Below are 14562 nucleotides of genomic sequence, written 5' to 3'. Positions count from 1 at the left end.
TTATTTTACTAATTACATATGACCAGCTCGCCGCTTGTTTTACCGGTTTTGTCTCTGCCAACCGTATAGGCAAGCTCAAGCTGTGTGATGCGGAAGTCTTTGAACAACTCCCTTATATCTATAATTTGCGAGAATCAGGCGGGTTTGCTCGTCTAATTCGATCGGTGCGGGTGCAGTTGCTTCGTTAAATTCACTAATGCCTCGTCTAGGCCTGCCAAGCTCGCCTGCATGTCTTCTATTTCGGTTTGCAGGTCTGCAATGGTTTCGCGGCGTTCGGAAATGCTCGGCAATTCTTCGTTTCCCCATTTTGAACCGATGGCGGTTTCAATGGTTTGCATAATTCGGCTGTGAACCGCATCGGGGACGAAGTAACAAAGTGTGCTTAATGTACGGTCTTCTCCATGGCTGAAAAAATTGCCTGATAAGAATTCGCCGTGTGCCGCGCGGAAGCCGGAGAAAATCCAGTTTTCGCGCAATGTACCGTATTCCTTTCTGCCTATTGTGTGGGTTTCAAGCTCATTTAAAGGCATATTGTTGTAACTCGGTATTTTAATCGCGGCGTTTTCGCCGAAACCGCGCCGTTCGCTCGTCAAGAGGTCAATCAAAATCTGTTCTGCCTGTTTGCTCTCGGCGGCAATATGTTCTTTCAGTAATAGGCTGAAATCCGTCTTGCTTACGGGCATATCGCGCAAGCGTTTGATTTCGCTTTTCAGTTTTTCAATTTGCCCCGCCACATCTTCACGTTCCTTACGGATTGCGGCGGCCTGATTTTGAAAGGCTTGTAGTGCAGATTTTGCAGATTCAATGGCTTTTGTTTTGTTCATGGTGTTTGGTCTTTCATCGGTAGTTCGTCAAATGAATACAGGCTTTCACGGCCTGATAATAGGTTACATCGGGATGTTGCTTTTGATATTCTCGGGCTAAATAATCCAGCTTTTGCGATTCGTTTTGGAAGATTGGCAGTTTGGATTCGGAAAAATCAATATCCATTTCAAATGTGATGTATGGTGTGGATATTTCAGAAAAATTCAGCGGTTCCATACCTTTAACAGCTGGATTATTCAAAAAGGCAATGTGATTCAGTTTTAGGCCGCTGGGAAAGGGGTCAAACCCTGCTGAAACGTGCCTATACATGCCTTTTCTTACCATGCTCAACAATTCTGCAGTAATAAAGGCATTGGCATACAGATTTTTGCCGTCAAATTCCAATTCATGAACTAGTCCAAGCGTCTTTAACCCTTTGGGGAATTTCCCAATTTCGCGGTATTCGCCATGCCCGATAAACAAAGCGGCGCGGCCATTGGTGCGGCTGTTGTGTTCGTCGGCAATATCTTTCAGCATTTGCGCGGAAAACTGGCGACGCCGTCCTTTAGAATCCCAGTGCGTTCCCACACGGAAAATCTGAAAGCGTTTCAGAGATAAATTCATTTCAACCTACTTTTAAAATTCGGTAGACTTGTTGCAATGAAATACCGTATTTAGAGGCTAATTCACCACGCGAATAATTACCTGTTTCAAAATCGGAAATGATTGAAAGACGGCGTTCTTCGGACGAATTTGAATGCCCGCTTCTAAAGTAAATCAGTTGTCCGCCAAAGGTTTCAGATATGCCGTCCGAAACGGCCAAAGCTGCCGCAGCAACAACCGATTTAGGAACGGCGCGCTGATTTAAAACTTCGGTTACTTTATCGGCAATGTAGGTTAAAACTTCATCACCTTTGATATTTGTTCTTGATTTACTGCCCATTTTCAAATTCCTGTTTTGAGAATTAAAGTTTCCCCGCCGCCTGTAATATTCAAGCCATGAATCGGGTAGATGGCCGCTGCATTTTTGTCAGAATGCCTTGCCACTAATTTATTAATACAAATTAAAATCCGCCAAAGGCTTATTCTTTTAATCTATCCCTATCTTCTGAAATCATCGGATAGTCAGTTGTTCGATTGGGGGTACAAAAAGCGTATTGCCGGAATTCCTAGAGAATCAGCGCAATGCGCTTTTTCTCTTTTATTTCAAATAAAAATCCAAGCGTTCGCGCAATGCCGAATTTAATGATTGCCCATTGTCGTATTCGCTGAATTCAACGCATGTTTCAGGCATTTCCGCAAAATCCAAAGCGTGAACAAACAAAGCACGGTCACGCGGCATCAGGCGGCCTTCCCGTATCAGGTTCTCAACAAATTCCGCATTATCCGCATGCAGTTTGCCCCATTTTTCCCTTGCCTGTTTGTCATGGAAAGCCGCTAATTCCGCCTGTGCTGTTTTAGCCCGAATTTCCGCTTCACGTCGGGCATTTTGTGCTGCTTCTAAGTAGTTGTTCATCAAAATTTCCCTTTCCTATCGCTACTTAACGCATATTAAAGCGATATTCAGGCGATTGCGTTTTAAAGCGCATTAAAAAAACAGCCCATACCGTTTTCAGGTATGGGCTGTTTATACAATCCGGATTATTCGCAATTCCAAGACAGGCTTTGTTCCAGTGTTTCGGCGGCAAAATGCAGCGTGTTGAATAACTGTTCTTCCCGCTTGTCGCCGCCGTGTGAATAGCAGGACATAGCCGCCAACATATCGGCAATATGCGCTATCTGCTGGTATGCCGCTTCATTCAGCTTGTAAATATTATTTTGGCCGTCATACAGGCATTGCGGCGCATCGGAATCTTGGAAGTTTTTCAGGGTATCGGTTTGAGAGGTTTTCATGATATGGCCTTTCTATTCTTATCGGTTGATACCGCCTTTCCGTTCCTACGCGGTGGGGCGGCAGACAAAGGGCAAGGAGTAGGAAACCGGCAGAATAGAACCGGTGGGCAGATGCCCGCCTTGCCCCTGCCTACCATAAGAAAAAGGCACACTAGGGGAAATGCAAACGTAAAAAATCCGCATCTTGTTTGGGCTGAAGCCAAACCAATCAGGCGGTGTTTGCCTATTCTGTATCAGCTTCCTACGGCTGGCTGCTCTATTGAAAGCAGCGGGTTCATTATTATGCGCTTGCGCTGAAAAGTCAAGCGGTATTTTGCAGCAAATTTGAAAACGCTCGCTGGAGAACGTTTTGGGGAATGTTTGGGAGGCAAATATTTGCCGACGTCGGCAAAGATTCAAATGCGACGATGCCGTCGCATTTCGTTTTACCTGCAACTTTTTCTGACGTCAGCAAAAGTTCAAATGTATAACGCTGGTGTTACGTTTCCTGATTTGGCTGTAAGTATGCAAAACGGACGCTGGCGTCCGTTTTGATACGCCAATCAAAACAAATTACCCGATGTCGGCACATTTGACCTGTTTGCCTTGTATTTTTGGAACTGCTTAAATCCGCCGTTTTCAGGCCTGTTTGCATTCAGACGGCCTAAGTTGCGTTTTGTACATTTCCCATCGGTCAGGCGCGTTCCTGACCGACTTAAAAACGATTTTGCCGTCGGTTTCGGATTGCAAATCGAAAAGGAAAGCGCAAAAGTTGCGCCGGTGCAACTTTTGCTTATCTCAAACGGCTGTTTCACGCGTCTGAAGCGAAACCGCATTCAAGTTTTTAGCCGTGAAAATTTTCCGACGTCGGAAACTTTGGGCAATCTATTTTAAAAATGGACGTCATGTCCATTTGTAGGCTGTGATTATTGTCGGAAATTACCATCCGGCGGGTATTTGTCCAAATGTGCCGCCGGCGGCACATTTCAAATATACCAAGATGCCAAAATGCACGCCGGCGTGCATTTTAGGAAACGGTTTTGCTCTTGCAACCATGTTGTTACTAATTTTCGCATTACTTTTGGTATATCAATCTTTCCCGACGTCGGGAAAGATTGGGCGGTAATCCGCCAAAGTTGCGATGTCTCAACTTTTGAAATATCTGCGCATTCGCATATCGTTCAGGCAGGATTTTTAAGAATTGCCGACTTTGGCAATTCTTGCCCGGCAAAATGGACGATACCGTTCATCTTCAAAAAATACATAAAAATATCCGGTTCGTAGATGTCGGCGAAATTTCCAAAATTCCTGACGTCAGGAATTTTGGAAAAGTAACGACGTCGTTACTTTTGATATATCGTCTTGGAAGTCAATCTTTCCCGCTGGCGGGAAAGATTGAAAAGCGACGCCGGCGTCGCTTTTGAAGCCAAATTCAATAAGTATTTGATTTTTATATATCCAAATGTCCTGACGTCAGGACATTTGGAAAAAACCGCTTCAAAACGGTCGACGTCGGCCGTTTTCAAATGCGACGACGTCGTCGCATTTGCTGCCGAAATATCCAAAACAAAAGTTCCGACGTCGGAACTTTTGCAAAAGGCCGTCTGAAATCGGGGCTGTTACCGTCTTTCAAATGTGACACCAGCGTCACATTTGACATGTTTGCCGTGTATTTTGGGAAAACTGCCTAAATCCGCTGTTTCAGGCCTGTTTGCATTCAGACGGCCTGTTTGCTTTTTTAAAGAGTATTAATGTTTGCCAGAATATGGCTGACTTATATTTGTCCCGTTGTATTAATACCCATTAAAGGAACAGACATGAATCAAATGCAGGTAAAAAACGAAGCGGCAAACATCCAATCGGTAAAATTGGACTACCCTATCCGTATTCACACGGCAAACGGTGAAAAACTGTTGGAATCGTTGCCCGTCCGCCGTTTGACCGTGGGCGATTTGCGCGCGGTTGCCGGTTTGAAAACCGATGCGGAACAGGAACTGGCCATGATGACTCGTATTACGGGCTTGGTGCCGGAAGACTTGGATTTGCTGGATTTGGCCGATTATCAGAAATTGCAGCTCTTTTTTCGCAATTCCGCAGGTGGAACCGGCGGAACTGAATAAAGCGGTTTCTGATTTGGCGTGGTGGTACGGTTGGCCGCCTGAAGTGATGTACCGCATGACTTTAGCGGAATTTAACGGCTGGCTGGAACAGGCAACGCGCCAAATCAAAGCAGGATATGTGAAATCATGATGTTTTCGGGCGGTTGGCGATAGCCAATGCGCCCGAAAATACTATGGAGAACAGGTAGGCAGCCAAAGCGGTTGCCGGAGATGCGCAGATTAAGGCAAACAGGCCGATAAAGACGGCAAAAACAGCGGAGAAAACAGGGCTGGCCGCATCAAACAGGCCTGAAAATATCCAGATAAACAGTCCGGCATTGAAAAGGCAAAAGATTACCTTGCCTGTGATTTCGACATAGTCGGAAAAATCCAAAGGCAGATTGTCTGTTTCGGTATGGCCGTCTTCAAACTGATGTTGTGTTGTCATGATTTTGCCGTCCTTTCCATCAATTAATTTTCCAAACAGGAAGCTGAAATGTCAAGTGAATTAGCAGTCAGTGTTGTTATCGGTGCGGGTATCCGTGCAGGTTTTTCTTCAATTTTCGGACGTGCGAAGAATACCGTTAAGGAATTGGGAAGCGAAATCCAAAACGTAACACGCAAGCAGGAATCTTTGGGCAAGTCTATTGCCAAAGGTTTGGCAACCGGAAAAAGCAGCTTAGGGGCGATGCGCGCCCAATACGATTTATTGGGCAAGTCCATTGAAAAAGCGCAGGCAGCTCAAAGAAAGCTGAATATTGCGCTTGGAAAGCAGGAAAAAGCCAAGGCATACCGAAGCGGCTTGCGAAGCGAGATGATGGATACTGCCGGTCATGGGGCGGTTGCCGCTGCACCCATTATTTCGTCGGTCAAAATCTTTCTGAAAGAAGAATCTGCCGAAACCGATTTAAAAATGGCCATGCAGAAATCAAACGGCAGTTTTGGTGCATTTGAAACGGTTCGCAGGGAGGTCGTGAAACTGGGAAAAGAATTGCCGGGAACAACCGCAGATTTCTTCCGCCTTGGAAAGGCTTTGAAATCCCAAGGTTTATCAGATTCTTTGCTGACAAACGGAGGTTTGCATACATCTGCAAAGCTGAATACCGTGATGCAGATGAATCAAGAGGAAGGCGGCGCGTTCTTTGCTAAATTGATTGAAGCGCGGGGGTTGAACGAAAGTGAATTTGCCAAAGCCGCAGATATAACGCAGCGGGCTTATTTCGGTTTCGGCATGAATAAAGAAGACATGTTCGAATCGATGAAATACAACGCGCCAACGATGAATATGCTGAATCTCAAAGGATTGGGCAATTATGAAAAGATGATGGCCATCGAAGGTATGGGCGCACAAGTCGGATTGGAAGGCAGCCAGTTCGGTACAAATTTTTCCATGATGCTTGACCAAATGGCAGCAGGACCGAAACAGCTTGCTATGGCCAAAAGCGGTATGAAAAAAATTGCCAAAGATATTTTGGAAAAATCCAATGTTGATTTTGAATTTTTCGATAAGTCAGGAAAATTCAAAGGCTTGGAAGGCATGATTTCAGAGTTGGAAAAGCTAAAAAAAATCAAACAGGAACAGGGAGACGAAGCCGCTTCAATTGTGGCTGACGAATTGTTCGGAGCGCAAGCAAAACGGACGGCCTTAACTATTGCTGAAAAAGGTCGTGCCGGTTTGGAAGCGAATCTGAAGCTGATGCGTGAACAGGCCGATTTAGATTCACGGATTGCCACGAAAACCGCAACTTTAGGGGCTGCTTTGGAAAGTTTGGGCGGTGTGGCCGAACATACGGCGGCTATTTTCGGCAGTGCTTTTGCACCTGATATTCAAAAATTTGCCAAAACCGCACAGGATTTTTTGGAAAATACTTTCCAGCCATGGCTTCAGCAAAACAAAGAACTGATTAAAACAGGCGCGGGATTATTTGCAGGTTTGTTTGCAGGGAAATTGGCTGTTTTAGGCCTTGCCTACGGGTTTAGTATGCTGATGATGCCCGTTCGTTCAGTAGGTATTGCCTTTGCCAAATTAAGTGCTTCATTCCGTCTTGTTCAACTAATGCGATTGGGTAAAGTCGGAAAAATGCAGATGTTTTTAAGAATGTTCGGAATGTCTGCCAAAACAGCAGCAAAAGCAAGTTCTTTGCTCTCTGCAACATGGCGCGGTGTGCTTTCCGTCGGTTCCCGTTTCCTTGGGGTCTTTAAAGGATTAGGTACTGTTTTAATGCGCGGATTGCCGTTGTTTAAAGCATTTGGACAAGGTTTGCTTGCCGGTTTTGGCGGCATGTTTAAAGTTTTTGGAATTTTTGCGCAAACAGTCGTTTTGAAACTGGTAAGATTTTTGCCTATGTTGAGTAATGCCTTTTTGATGTTGGGGCGGACATTATTGATGACACCGATCGGATTGGCATTTACCGCAATGGCAACAGCTGCATATTTGCTTTATACCAATTGGGATAGTGTTGTCGGCGGTGCTAAATTATTGTGGCAGGATTTAGGGAACTTGGTAGGAAATGTTGCCAATTCGGTAAGTATGTTTTTTAGTGCTGCATGGACAAATATTCAGGCTTTTTTCAGCAGTGGCATAGTGAACATATCTGCCCAAATTCTGAATTGGTCACCTATTGGATTATTTTATCAAACCTTTGCCGCCGTACTGAATTGGTTTGGCGTGACCTTGCCCGCAACATTTACCGGTTTTGGGCAAATGTTGATTACCGGTCTGATTAATGGAATTAAAGCTAAAGCAGCAGAAGCCATTGCGGTAATGAAGAATTTTGCGGCAAGGCTTCAGTCAGGATTTACCATTCCCAACAGAATACATTCCCCAAGTCGTGTATTTATGCAGTATGGCGGCTTTTTAATGGACGGCCTGAATATCGGATTAAAACGAGGGCAAACTCAACCTTTAAGCCAAATGAGCCGTTTATCAAACAAACTGCAAAATAGAATTGAAAATGCCGATTTGTCAGAAACTGCACTTCGATATTCTCAATTATCACAAGCTAGGCAAGATAAAGAAGCGGGCATACAAGGGCAAAGTATAGGTTCAAATGCTGTTACTATCTATTTCAACCCGACATACAATGTGAACAGTCAGAATTTTAATCCTAATGAAGCTGCAAAAATGACGATGCGTGATTTTGAAGATTTAATGAAACGCTATCAACACGACTTACAGCGTCGAGCTTACTAAAAATGACAAAGATGGAGCGGACAGCGATGGAGACAAAGCCGGCGCGCCCCTACCTCCCCATCAACGGCAACGGCGAACTCCAACCGGACGCCGAACGCCGAATCCTAGACATCGCCATCGCCGCCCTCAAAAAAGGACTCTGACAACAAAAAACGGACGATAAAAAACCGTCCGTTTTTTGTTTCACTATTTGCAACTCTTTTTCACTTTTTCCATCCCGCCTCATCCCCCATCATCCCACTTCTTCCCATTTATCTCATCATTCCTATATATTTATCTCATTGGGTTTCATGCGTAACAGTCCCTCATGCGTCTGGCTGGGCAATTTACGTGACTGGATGACGGAGCAGGAAAAAAACGGGGAAAAATATTCCATCGTTACTTGTTCCGCACTCAAGCATCACTATCGCGATATTCTGCGTGGTGCGGAAGGGAAGGTGGCTTTTATTCATCTGACTCCGCCTCAAGCAATCAATCTTGAACGTATGCTGTCGCGTCAGGGGCATTATATGAAAGCCGGAATGCTGGATTCGCAGCTGGAGATTTTGGAAGAGCTGGGTGCGGATGAGTACGGCGTTAAAATTGACAATCCGGGTTCGCCTGAAGCCGTTGAGGCAGATATTGTGAACTGGGTGAAAGCGCAAGGCTTGATTTAGTAATGATCAGAAATGGAAAGGCCGTCTGAAATATTTCAGACGGCCTTTTTCGATGGGATTTAGAATGTTTTTTGCGAGTCAAGCAATAAGGTAACCGGCCCATCATTGCAAAGGGAAACCTGCATATGGGTTTGGAATCTGCCGGTTTCGACAGTTAATCCATGTTCGCGTAGAAGTTGTGCAGTGTATTTATAAAGTTTATCCGCTTGTTCGGCAGGGGCAGCATTGGAGAAGGACGGACGGCGGCCGCTGCGCGCATCGGCGTAAAGAGTAAATTGGGAAACCAATAATATCGAGCCGCCGACATCTTTGAGCGATAAATTTAATTTGCCGTTTTCGTCTTCAAAGATACGCAGATTGGCGGTTTTGTCTGCAATGTATTTGGCGTCTGTTTCTGTATCGGTATGGGTAACGCCGAGCAATATCATAAATCCGTTGTCGATTTTGCCGCAGGTTTCGCAGGAGTTTTCGGACAAAACGTCAACTTTGGCTTGGGTAACTTTTTGGATAACAGCGCGCATGATGTTTTTGAATAAAAGAAGTTTGTAAAAAAGGGCGTAAAAGACACGCCCTTTGGGTTGGAGTATGGTTTCAGATGGCCTGAAACCATTGAATCAATTTACGGATTAATGCCGTTTTCTTTTAAGATGCGTTCGATCTGATTCTCGACTTTTTCTCGTTTGACAGCTTGGGCAATCTGATTGCGCACCAGTTCAAAAGGTTCGGCATTAGGATTACGCTCTACTGCGCTGAGTTTAAACAGATAAAAACGGTTTTCCATCTGAATCGGCTCATGTGTTACATCGCCTCGGTTCATGTTGGCAAAAGCGGTAGCCAGTTGAGGAGGAAGCTGCTGTGGAGAGATGAAGCCATCGAACTCTTGTTCGGGGTTAGGATAGCGTTTCATCAGTTCTTCAAATGACAAGCCTTTGAGCAACAGTTCTTGCGCGGCTCGTACTTCGTCGGCTGAAGCAAAGCTGACTTGTTGCAGCTTGATAATGCGTGTTTGCTGGTCGTAGAAGCGGCGCAACTCGGCATCGTCAACTGCGGTTTGACGTTCTAGATAAGCAGCGTATTGGTTGGCATAGAACTCAGCTTCAACGTTTTTAAACTGATTCTGCACTTCTGCATCTTTGTCCAAACCGGCTTTGATGGCTTCATTTTTCAAAATTTCCAAAGTCTGCAAACGTGTAACCACATCTTTGCGGATTGCCTGACCATCGGGTTTGGCAGTCTGGTTGGGATGTTGATCGGCCTGTCTCAATACTTCGGCGACCATGCTGTCGATACGGGCGGGATCGATATCAGGTGCTTTGGCGGTTGCTAAGCTCACGGTTGACAAGGCGAGGATAGCCAAAACGGCAGTTTTGGGCTTGATGTTCATGTGAGTTCCTTATTGCCCGCCGTTATCACGGCGGGCACGTTATATTATTTGTTGACTTTGATGCTGGCTTTTTTCAGCAATGATTGAATGGCCGCATCAACACGGGCTGCCTGTAAGTCGTTGCCAATCTCGTTTTTAGAGGCTTCGTAAGAAGGTACAGTAACGTTACGACGGTCATTGACGTAGAAAACGGCGTACAAATTACCGTTTTGCAGTGGAGTTTTAGTGTACGCACCTTTTTTCAGGTCTTTGATAGCTGCGTAAAGCGGAGGCGCTGATTCTTGCAAATCTTTAAGCGGGACATAAGCTTTAGGGATGCCGCCGGCTTTTTTGGCCGCTTCGTCAATTGAGTATTGGTTCAATACTGAAACAAAGCTTTTTTTCGCGTCCAAATCGGCAATGGCTTTTTGGGCATTGCTGCTGCTGTCGGTTAAGATTTCACCCAGTTGGACTTCCTGAGTACCTTTATAGAAGTTGCTGAAGTCGTTGTAAGCGGCTTTGACATCTTTTTCTTGAACAGGATATTGACGGACGATATGCGCCGCGAAAGCTTGGCCTAACAAATCATTTTCGAAAACTGCCCATTCGGTTTTGAATGTGGCTTTTTTATCTGCGCCTTGCTTGGCGGCATCAGCACGCGCTTGTTCCAATGCTGTTTTGAATTCTGCGCTTTGATCCAGTTTTAATTTTTTGGCTTCTTGGGTAACAACAGTGCTGATAACTTGGCGTTCAGTCAGCATTTGACGCAATTCAGGAGTGTCTTGAACGTTCGGGTTGCTGGCGCGTACGGAAGCAACTTGGTCATCGATAACGCTGCTGTCGATGGCTTGGCCGTTGACAGTAACCAAAGTTTGGGCAAACAGGGTGCCGGAAGTCAGGGCAAGTATCAAGGCTGAAGCAAAGTAGGTTTTTTTCATCGTATTTCTCTTTATAAATAATGATTGGAAATCAAAGTTTGGGCAGTAATCTTAATGGAAGTATTCGTCCGGCGTGGCCGCTTTGATGCTGAGCGCATGAATCAGGCCGTCTGAAAACAAGTCCTGCAAAAGCTGCTTAATCATACGTTGCCGCTGGAGGCGGCCAATGTTTTCAAATGCGTTGCTGACCACCAATATCGCATAATGCCCGCCGCCTTTATTGCCGGCATGGCCGGCGTGCAGATGGCTCTCATCTTCAAAATTGAAGAACTCAGGCTCAAGTGCCTGCAGGCGTTCTTCAATCATTTGACGCATATTGCTCATTTGAACACGGCTTTAAAGGGTTTGATCAAGACTTCGGCGTATACGCCGGCATCGACGTAAGGGTCTTGTTCGGCCCATTCTTGTGCGGCGTCTAAAGACTCAAATTGAGCCACAATCAGGCTGCCAGAAACGCGTTCCGGATTATCTGGTAAAGGATTGGGGCCTGCAGTCAGCAGACGGCCTTGCGCTTTCAATTCTTCTAAGCGTGCTAAATGAGCAGGGCGTGCTGCCATGCGTGCTTCGTGGACATCTTCGGCATCAGTGGCCAAAAGCATGAAATATTCCATTATTGATTCTCCTTAGGCTGGAAACGCATCAGATACATACCCTGTGCGATGGAAAAAATGATTGTGAAACCCAATGTGCCGAACAGTTTGTAATTGACCCATTGGTCTGGAAAATACGTAAAGACAAAGAGATTGGCAGCTCCCATAAAAATCAGGAAGCCAATCCATGCATAAGTCAGGCGCGTCCATACAAAATCAGGAAGCTGCATTTCTTTACCCATCACGGCTTTTAGCCCGTTTTTACCGGCAAGATGACTAAACAGCATGACGATTGCGCCGATCCAAAACAGAACGGTCGGTTTCCACATGATGAAGCGGTTGTCTTTTAGCAAAATCGTTGCACCGCCAAAAAAGACAATCAAAATCAGGCTGATCCATTGCATGGTGTCCAGCTTGCGGTGTTTCCAAAAGGTCAGCGCAGCTTGGACAATGCCGACTACAACCGCAACAGCCGTTGCGGCAATCATGTCTTTGGTGATGATGTATGTAATGAAAAATAAGAATACGGCGAATAAGTCGCTCAAAACTTTCATATGTTAATGATGAAACTAATTGAGTAAATGCTAATCATACAGGCAGATGTGTTTTTTTGCACCTTCCCTCATGACTTTAATGCCGCATATATTTATATAAAATATTTGTTTTGGGTCGGAGAAATTTGTAAAAAAGAAACACAAGCATGCAAAAGTAATAGATTTACCAAGGAATTTCAGGCTGAATGTCCTGTATTGCTTGGCAGAAATGGGTTAAAAATATATCATGACGTAATATCTAGTAAATATATGGTTAAATGCGCGCACATTGGTTAGTACCATAATTTCCGAACAGGGGATCAGTTTTGAAAAAACATCACAATATTAAATTAATTACAGCTTCTATCGCTTTAATGACATCGATCAGTGCCTCTGCAGGTTTGGGTGGCTTGAACGTTCAATCTCATTTGGGTGAGCCTTTTACAGGCAGTATCACTGTGACTGGCGAAGAAGCTCAGGCTCTGCTTAATGGCGGTAAGGCCACTATTTCAAATGGCAATTTGCGCGCGGCGGTACGCAAATCAGGCGATAAGGCAGTCGTTACCATCCGCTCTTCTAAAGCCATCAAAGATCCTGTTTTGGTTTTCCAAGTAGGTGTCGGCGCGCAATCGCGTGAATACACCGCTATTATCGATCCGGCTGGATATGATTCTAAAGATGCTGCATCTGTTCGTATCCGTCCGGCTACTGAATCTCAATCCTCCGAACCGACACGCAATGCCCAACAGCCTGCAACTAAAAACAATAAAGCAGCAGGTAATCAGATAGCTCAAGCGCGTAAGGATGTGCAGCGTAAGGTTGAGAAAAAACAAGTTCAGACGGCCTCTGCTAAAAACGACACGGCCTCACGTTCAGGCAGACAGCATTTGGTGCGTACGGGTGAAACCCTGATTGCCATTGCGTCCAGCATCCGTCCGCAAGGTATGACCCTGGATCAAACCATTCAGGCTTTGGTAAATGCCAACCCGGATGTGTTTATTGATAACAATGCCAACCGTATGTTGGCAGGTAAAGTGTTGAATATTCCAAACCGTAGCGAATTGCAACGCTTGGCTGCTTCTGCTCCTGTTAAAACCAATACAGCAGCAGAGAAAGGCAATGAAACTGCCAATGCAACAGAAGCCAAAACAGAAAAACCTGTTGCTCAGCCTGAGGCTCAAACTGAAGCCCAGGTTAAAGATGCTGGCGTAAATACACAGCAACAGGAAGAAGTAAAACAAGCTTCAGCTGAACAAACAGAACAAGCAGCATCTGCAGCGGTTAATGAAAACGCCGCATCGACTGTTCCTGCGTCCGATGTTCAAGACGTTATGGCTTCTGATGTTCAAGAGAATGTAGTGGCTTCTGAGCCTGTTGCAACCACTGATTCTGTCGCGGAGCAAACAGAAAGCGAATCAGACGGCAATTTATGGAAATGGTTATTGGCAGGCGGTGCAGCTCTTATTGCTGCTTGGTTGTTGTTGAAAGCTGCCGGTAAACGTAAAGACGAGCCGGAAGCGGCACCTGTAAGCCGTAAGGATGAAGAGAAGGCTGTACGGAAAAATGTTGCCGCTTCAGCTGCTGCGGTTGCTGCAACTAAAGTAACGCCGTCTGAAAAAACTCAAGACGGTCTGTTTATCGAAGATGATTTTGAAGATGATGTGGTTATCAATGAGGTAGAAGAATCCTCCAATATTATTGATGATGTCAAACTTGATTTGGGTAAGATTGACAATAGTCAGGCAGGTATTCTTTCAGGTGCAGTAACGCATGATGTTGAGACAGAGCAACGTCGCCATGCTGATTGGGACAATATCGAATCAACGGAAAGCGTGTACGAGCCTGAACCAGAAAATCCGTATCAGCCAGTATCTGTTGTTATGCCGGAACGAAATGAAGAGCCGCTAGAGTTTACAGTAGAAACGCCTGAAAATTCAGACGACCATGCACTGCCATTTGATGTGAAACAAGATCAGGATGTGCAAATTCAAGAAACCAAAGAAGAAGTAGAGAAAGAAGAAGCTGCTTCCGAGTTTGTGATTGAAGAAGGTGCATTGGAATGGGGAGCTGAAGATGTTTCAGTAGCCGCCGATAAAAGCAATAGTGAAAGAGGCTTTGTTTCAGAATCAGTCGGAATAACTGCCCCGTTTGAAGCTAAATATGATTTGGCTAAGATGTATATTGAAATCGGTGATCCTGAAGCAGCTCGAGAAACATTGCAAGGGCTGATTGAAGAGGCTGAAGGCGATATTCTGCATAAAGCCCAAAAACTGATGAAAGAACTTGGCGCATAAGTGCCAGTCAAATGAAGATGCCGTTTCAGACGGCATCTTTTTTATGGTAAATTAAAAAAGCAAGATTTTGGCTGAGTCTATTGTCAGTTGAGTAAGATTTCAGCTCTATATGATGGTTGAAAATGAAGGCCGTCTGAAATACAAAATGGAGGCGTGTGTTGATCACGCCTTTTTAATATTTGTTGCTTGAGCGTAGGCAACAATATCAATTTACAAGAAG

General features: G+C 45.0%; 16 protein-coding genes and 1 pseudogene. 5 read left to right on the top strand and 12 right to left on the bottom strand.

Going from position 1 to position 14562, the window contains the following annotated elements; all coding sequences use genetic code 11:
• Nucleotides 1-152: 152 nt before the first annotated feature.
• The 5 genes from O3682_RS01820 to O3682_RS01800 form a co-directional block, all read right to left on the bottom strand.
• Complete coding sequence (locus tag O3682_RS01820; RefSeq protein WP_371508162.1) at nt 153-824, bottom strand: hypothetical protein; 672 nt, start codon at nt 822-824, stop codon at nt 153-155.
• Nucleotides 825-837: 13 nt separating this feature from the next.
• Nucleotides 838-1428 carry a phage protease gene (locus O3682_RS01815; protein WP_371508161.1) on the bottom strand — a complete coding sequence of 197 codons (591 nt, stop codon included), beginning with the start codon at nt 1426-1428 and terminating at the stop codon, nt 838-840.
• A gap of 1 nt (nt 1429) precedes the next feature.
• The gene (locus O3682_RS01810; protein WP_371508160.1) at nt 1430-1747 is read right to left on the bottom strand and encodes a Mor transcription activator family protein; all 318 of its coding nucleotides are present in this window, start codon (nt 1745-1747) and stop codon (nt 1430-1432) included.
• A gap of 258 nt (nt 1748-2005) precedes the next feature.
• Nucleotides 2006-2320, bottom strand: a complete 315-nt coding sequence (locus O3682_RS01805; protein ID WP_070749309.1) for a hypothetical protein — start codon at nt 2318-2320, stop codon at nt 2006-2008.
• A gap of 125 nt (nt 2321-2445) precedes the next feature.
• Nucleotides 2446-2697: a hypothetical protein gene (locus O3682_RS01800; RefSeq protein ID WP_371508159.1), complete on the bottom strand. Its 252-nt coding sequence runs from the start codon at nt 2695-2697 to the stop codon at nt 2446-2448.
• A gap of 1796 nt (nt 2698-4493) precedes the next feature.
• On the opposite strand from O3682_RS01800, the gene O3682_RS01795 reads away from it, so the two are divergent.
• Together O3682_RS01795 and O3682_RS01790 are read left to right on the top strand one after the other, a co-directional pair.
• A complete protein-coding gene (locus tag O3682_RS01795) occupies nt 4494-4796 on the top strand; it encodes a phage tail assembly protein (protein ID WP_371508158.1) in 303 nt (100 codons plus the stop codon).
• A complete protein-coding gene (locus tag O3682_RS01790; RefSeq protein WP_070749304.1) occupies nt 4774-4926 on the top strand; it encodes a GpE family phage tail protein in 153 nt (50 codons plus the stop codon). Before O3682_RS01795 ends, O3682_RS01790 begins: the two co-directional genes overlap by 23 nt.
• Here O3682_RS01790 and O3682_RS01785 read toward each other — a convergent pair.
• A complete protein-coding gene (locus O3682_RS01785; protein WP_060974900.1) occupies nt 4921-5223 on the bottom strand; it encodes a hypothetical protein in 303 nt (100 codons plus the stop codon). The two genes, O3682_RS01790 and O3682_RS01785, sit on opposite strands and share 6 nt — an antisense overlap.
• Nucleotides 5224-5271: 48 nt before the next feature.
• On the opposite strand from O3682_RS01785, the gene O3682_RS01780 reads away from it, so the two are divergent.
• Both O3682_RS01780 and O3682_RS01775 read left to right on the top strand, forming a co-directional pair.
• On the top strand, nt 5272-7968 hold the full coding sequence (locus O3682_RS01780) for a phage tail tape measure protein (protein WP_371508157.1): 2697 nt from the start codon (nt 5272-5274) through the stop codon (nt 7966-7968).
• A gap of 314 nt (nt 7969-8282) precedes the next feature.
• Nucleotides 8283-8624: pseudogene (locus O3682_RS01775) on the top strand (gluconokinase, GntK/IdnK-type); the annotation flags it as partial.
• Nucleotides 8625-8683: 59 nt separating this feature from the next.
• Here O3682_RS01775 and dtd read toward each other — a convergent pair.
• From dtd to O3682_RS01745, 6 genes are all read right to left on the bottom strand, one after another.
• Nucleotides 8684-9145 (bottom strand): D-aminoacyl-tRNA deacylase, encoded by a 462-nt coding sequence (gene dtd, locus O3682_RS01770; RefSeq protein ID WP_371508156.1) that lies wholly within the window; start codon nt 9143-9145, stop codon nt 8684-8686.
• 98 nt (nt 9146-9243) lie between these two features.
• The gene (locus O3682_RS01765) at nt 9244-10008 is read right to left on the bottom strand and encodes a peptidylprolyl isomerase (protein ID WP_371508155.1); all 765 of its coding nucleotides are present in this window, start codon (nt 10006-10008) and stop codon (nt 9244-9246) included.
• Nucleotides 10009-10052: 44 nt separating this feature from the next.
• Nucleotides 10053-10925 carry a peptidyl-prolyl cis-trans isomerase gene (locus O3682_RS01760; RefSeq protein ID WP_371508154.1) on the bottom strand — a complete coding sequence of 291 codons (873 nt, stop codon included), beginning with the start codon at nt 10923-10925 and terminating at the stop codon, nt 10053-10055.
• 51 nt (nt 10926-10976) lie between these two features.
• Nucleotides 10977-11249, bottom strand: a complete 273-nt coding sequence (locus tag O3682_RS01755; RefSeq protein ID WP_371508153.1) for a BolA family protein — start codon at nt 11247-11249, stop codon at nt 10977-10979.
• Nucleotides 11246-11536 carry a YciI family protein gene (locus O3682_RS01750; RefSeq protein ID WP_004519663.1) on the bottom strand — a complete coding sequence of 97 codons (291 nt, stop codon included), beginning with the start codon at nt 11534-11536 and terminating at the stop codon, nt 11246-11248. Before O3682_RS01750 ends, O3682_RS01755 begins: the two co-directional genes overlap by 4 nt.
• On the bottom strand, nt 11536-12069 hold the full coding sequence (locus O3682_RS01745) for a septation protein A (protein WP_371508152.1): 534 nt from the start codon (nt 12067-12069) through the stop codon (nt 11536-11538). The genes O3682_RS01750 and O3682_RS01745 overlap by 1 nt, the downstream gene beginning before the upstream one ends.
• A gap of 353 nt (nt 12070-12422) precedes the next feature.
• On the opposite strand from O3682_RS01745, the gene O3682_RS01740 reads away from it, so the two are divergent.
• Complete coding sequence (locus O3682_RS01740; protein ID WP_371508151.1) at nt 12423-14342, top strand: motility hub landmark protein FimV; 1920 nt, start codon at nt 12423-12425, stop codon at nt 14340-14342.
• Nucleotides 14343-14562: the final 220 nt, after the last annotated feature.

It is taken from the genome of Neisseria sp. 27098_8_112 (assembly GCF_041433235.1).
Classification (GTDB): Bacteria; Pseudomonadota; Gammaproteobacteria; order Burkholderiales; family Neisseriaceae; genus Neisseria.
This window is presented reverse-complemented; position numbering and strand designations above follow the sequence as displayed.

Excerpts from the sequence above, each read along its gene's own strand:
- O3682_RS01820 (WP_371508162.1), bottom strand. The coding sequence starts at position 824 with ATGAACAAAACAAAAGCCATTGAATCTGCAAAATCTGCACTACAAGCC.
- O3682_RS01815 (WP_371508161.1), bottom strand. The coding sequence starts at position 1,428 with ATGAATTTATCTCTGAAACGCTTTCAGATTTTCCGTGTGGGAACGCAC.
- O3682_RS01810 (WP_371508160.1), bottom strand. The coding sequence starts at position 1,747 with ATGGGCAGTAAATCAAGAACAAATATCAAAGGTGATGAAGTTTTAACC.
- O3682_RS01805 (WP_070749309.1), bottom strand. The coding sequence starts at position 2,320 with ATGAACAACTACTTAGAAGCAGCACAAAATGCCCGACGTGAAGCGGAA.
- O3682_RS01800 (WP_371508159.1), bottom strand. The coding sequence starts at position 2,697 with ATGAAAACCTCTCAAACCGATACCCTGAAAAACTTCCAAGATTCCGAT.
- O3682_RS01795 (WP_371508158.1), top strand. The coding sequence starts at position 4,494 with ATGAATCAAATGCAGGTAAAAAACGAAGCGGCAAACATCCAATCGGTA.
- O3682_RS01785 (WP_060974900.1), bottom strand. The coding sequence starts at position 5,223 with ATGACAACACAACATCAGTTTGAAGACGGCCATACCGAAACAGACAAT.
- O3682_RS01780 (WP_371508157.1), top strand. The coding sequence starts at position 5,272 with ATGTCAAGTGAATTAGCAGTCAGTGTTGTTATCGGTGCGGGTATCCGT.
- dtd (WP_371508156.1), bottom strand. The coding sequence starts at position 9,145 with ATGCGCGCTGTTATCCAAAAAGTTACCCAAGCCAAAGTTGACGTTTTG.
- O3682_RS01765 (WP_371508155.1), bottom strand. The coding sequence starts at position 10,008 with ATGAACATCAAGCCCAAAACTGCCGTTTTGGCTATCCTCGCCTTGTCA.
- O3682_RS01760 (WP_371508154.1), bottom strand. The coding sequence starts at position 10,925 with ATGAAAAAAACCTACTTTGCTTCAGCCTTGATACTTGCCCTGACTTCC.
- O3682_RS01755 (WP_371508153.1), bottom strand. The coding sequence starts at position 11,249 with ATGAGCAATATGCGTCAAATGATTGAAGAACGCCTGCAGGCACTTGAG.
- O3682_RS01750 (WP_004519663.1), bottom strand. The coding sequence starts at position 11,536 with ATGGAATATTTCATGCTTTTGGCCACTGATGCCGAAGATGTCCACGAA.
- O3682_RS01745 (WP_371508152.1), bottom strand. The coding sequence starts at position 12,069 with ATGAAAGTTTTGAGCGACTTATTCGCCGTATTCTTATTTTTCATTACA.
- O3682_RS01740 (WP_371508151.1), top strand. The coding sequence starts at position 12,423 with ATGACATCGATCAGTGCCTCTGCAGGTTTGGGTGGCTTGAACGTTCAA.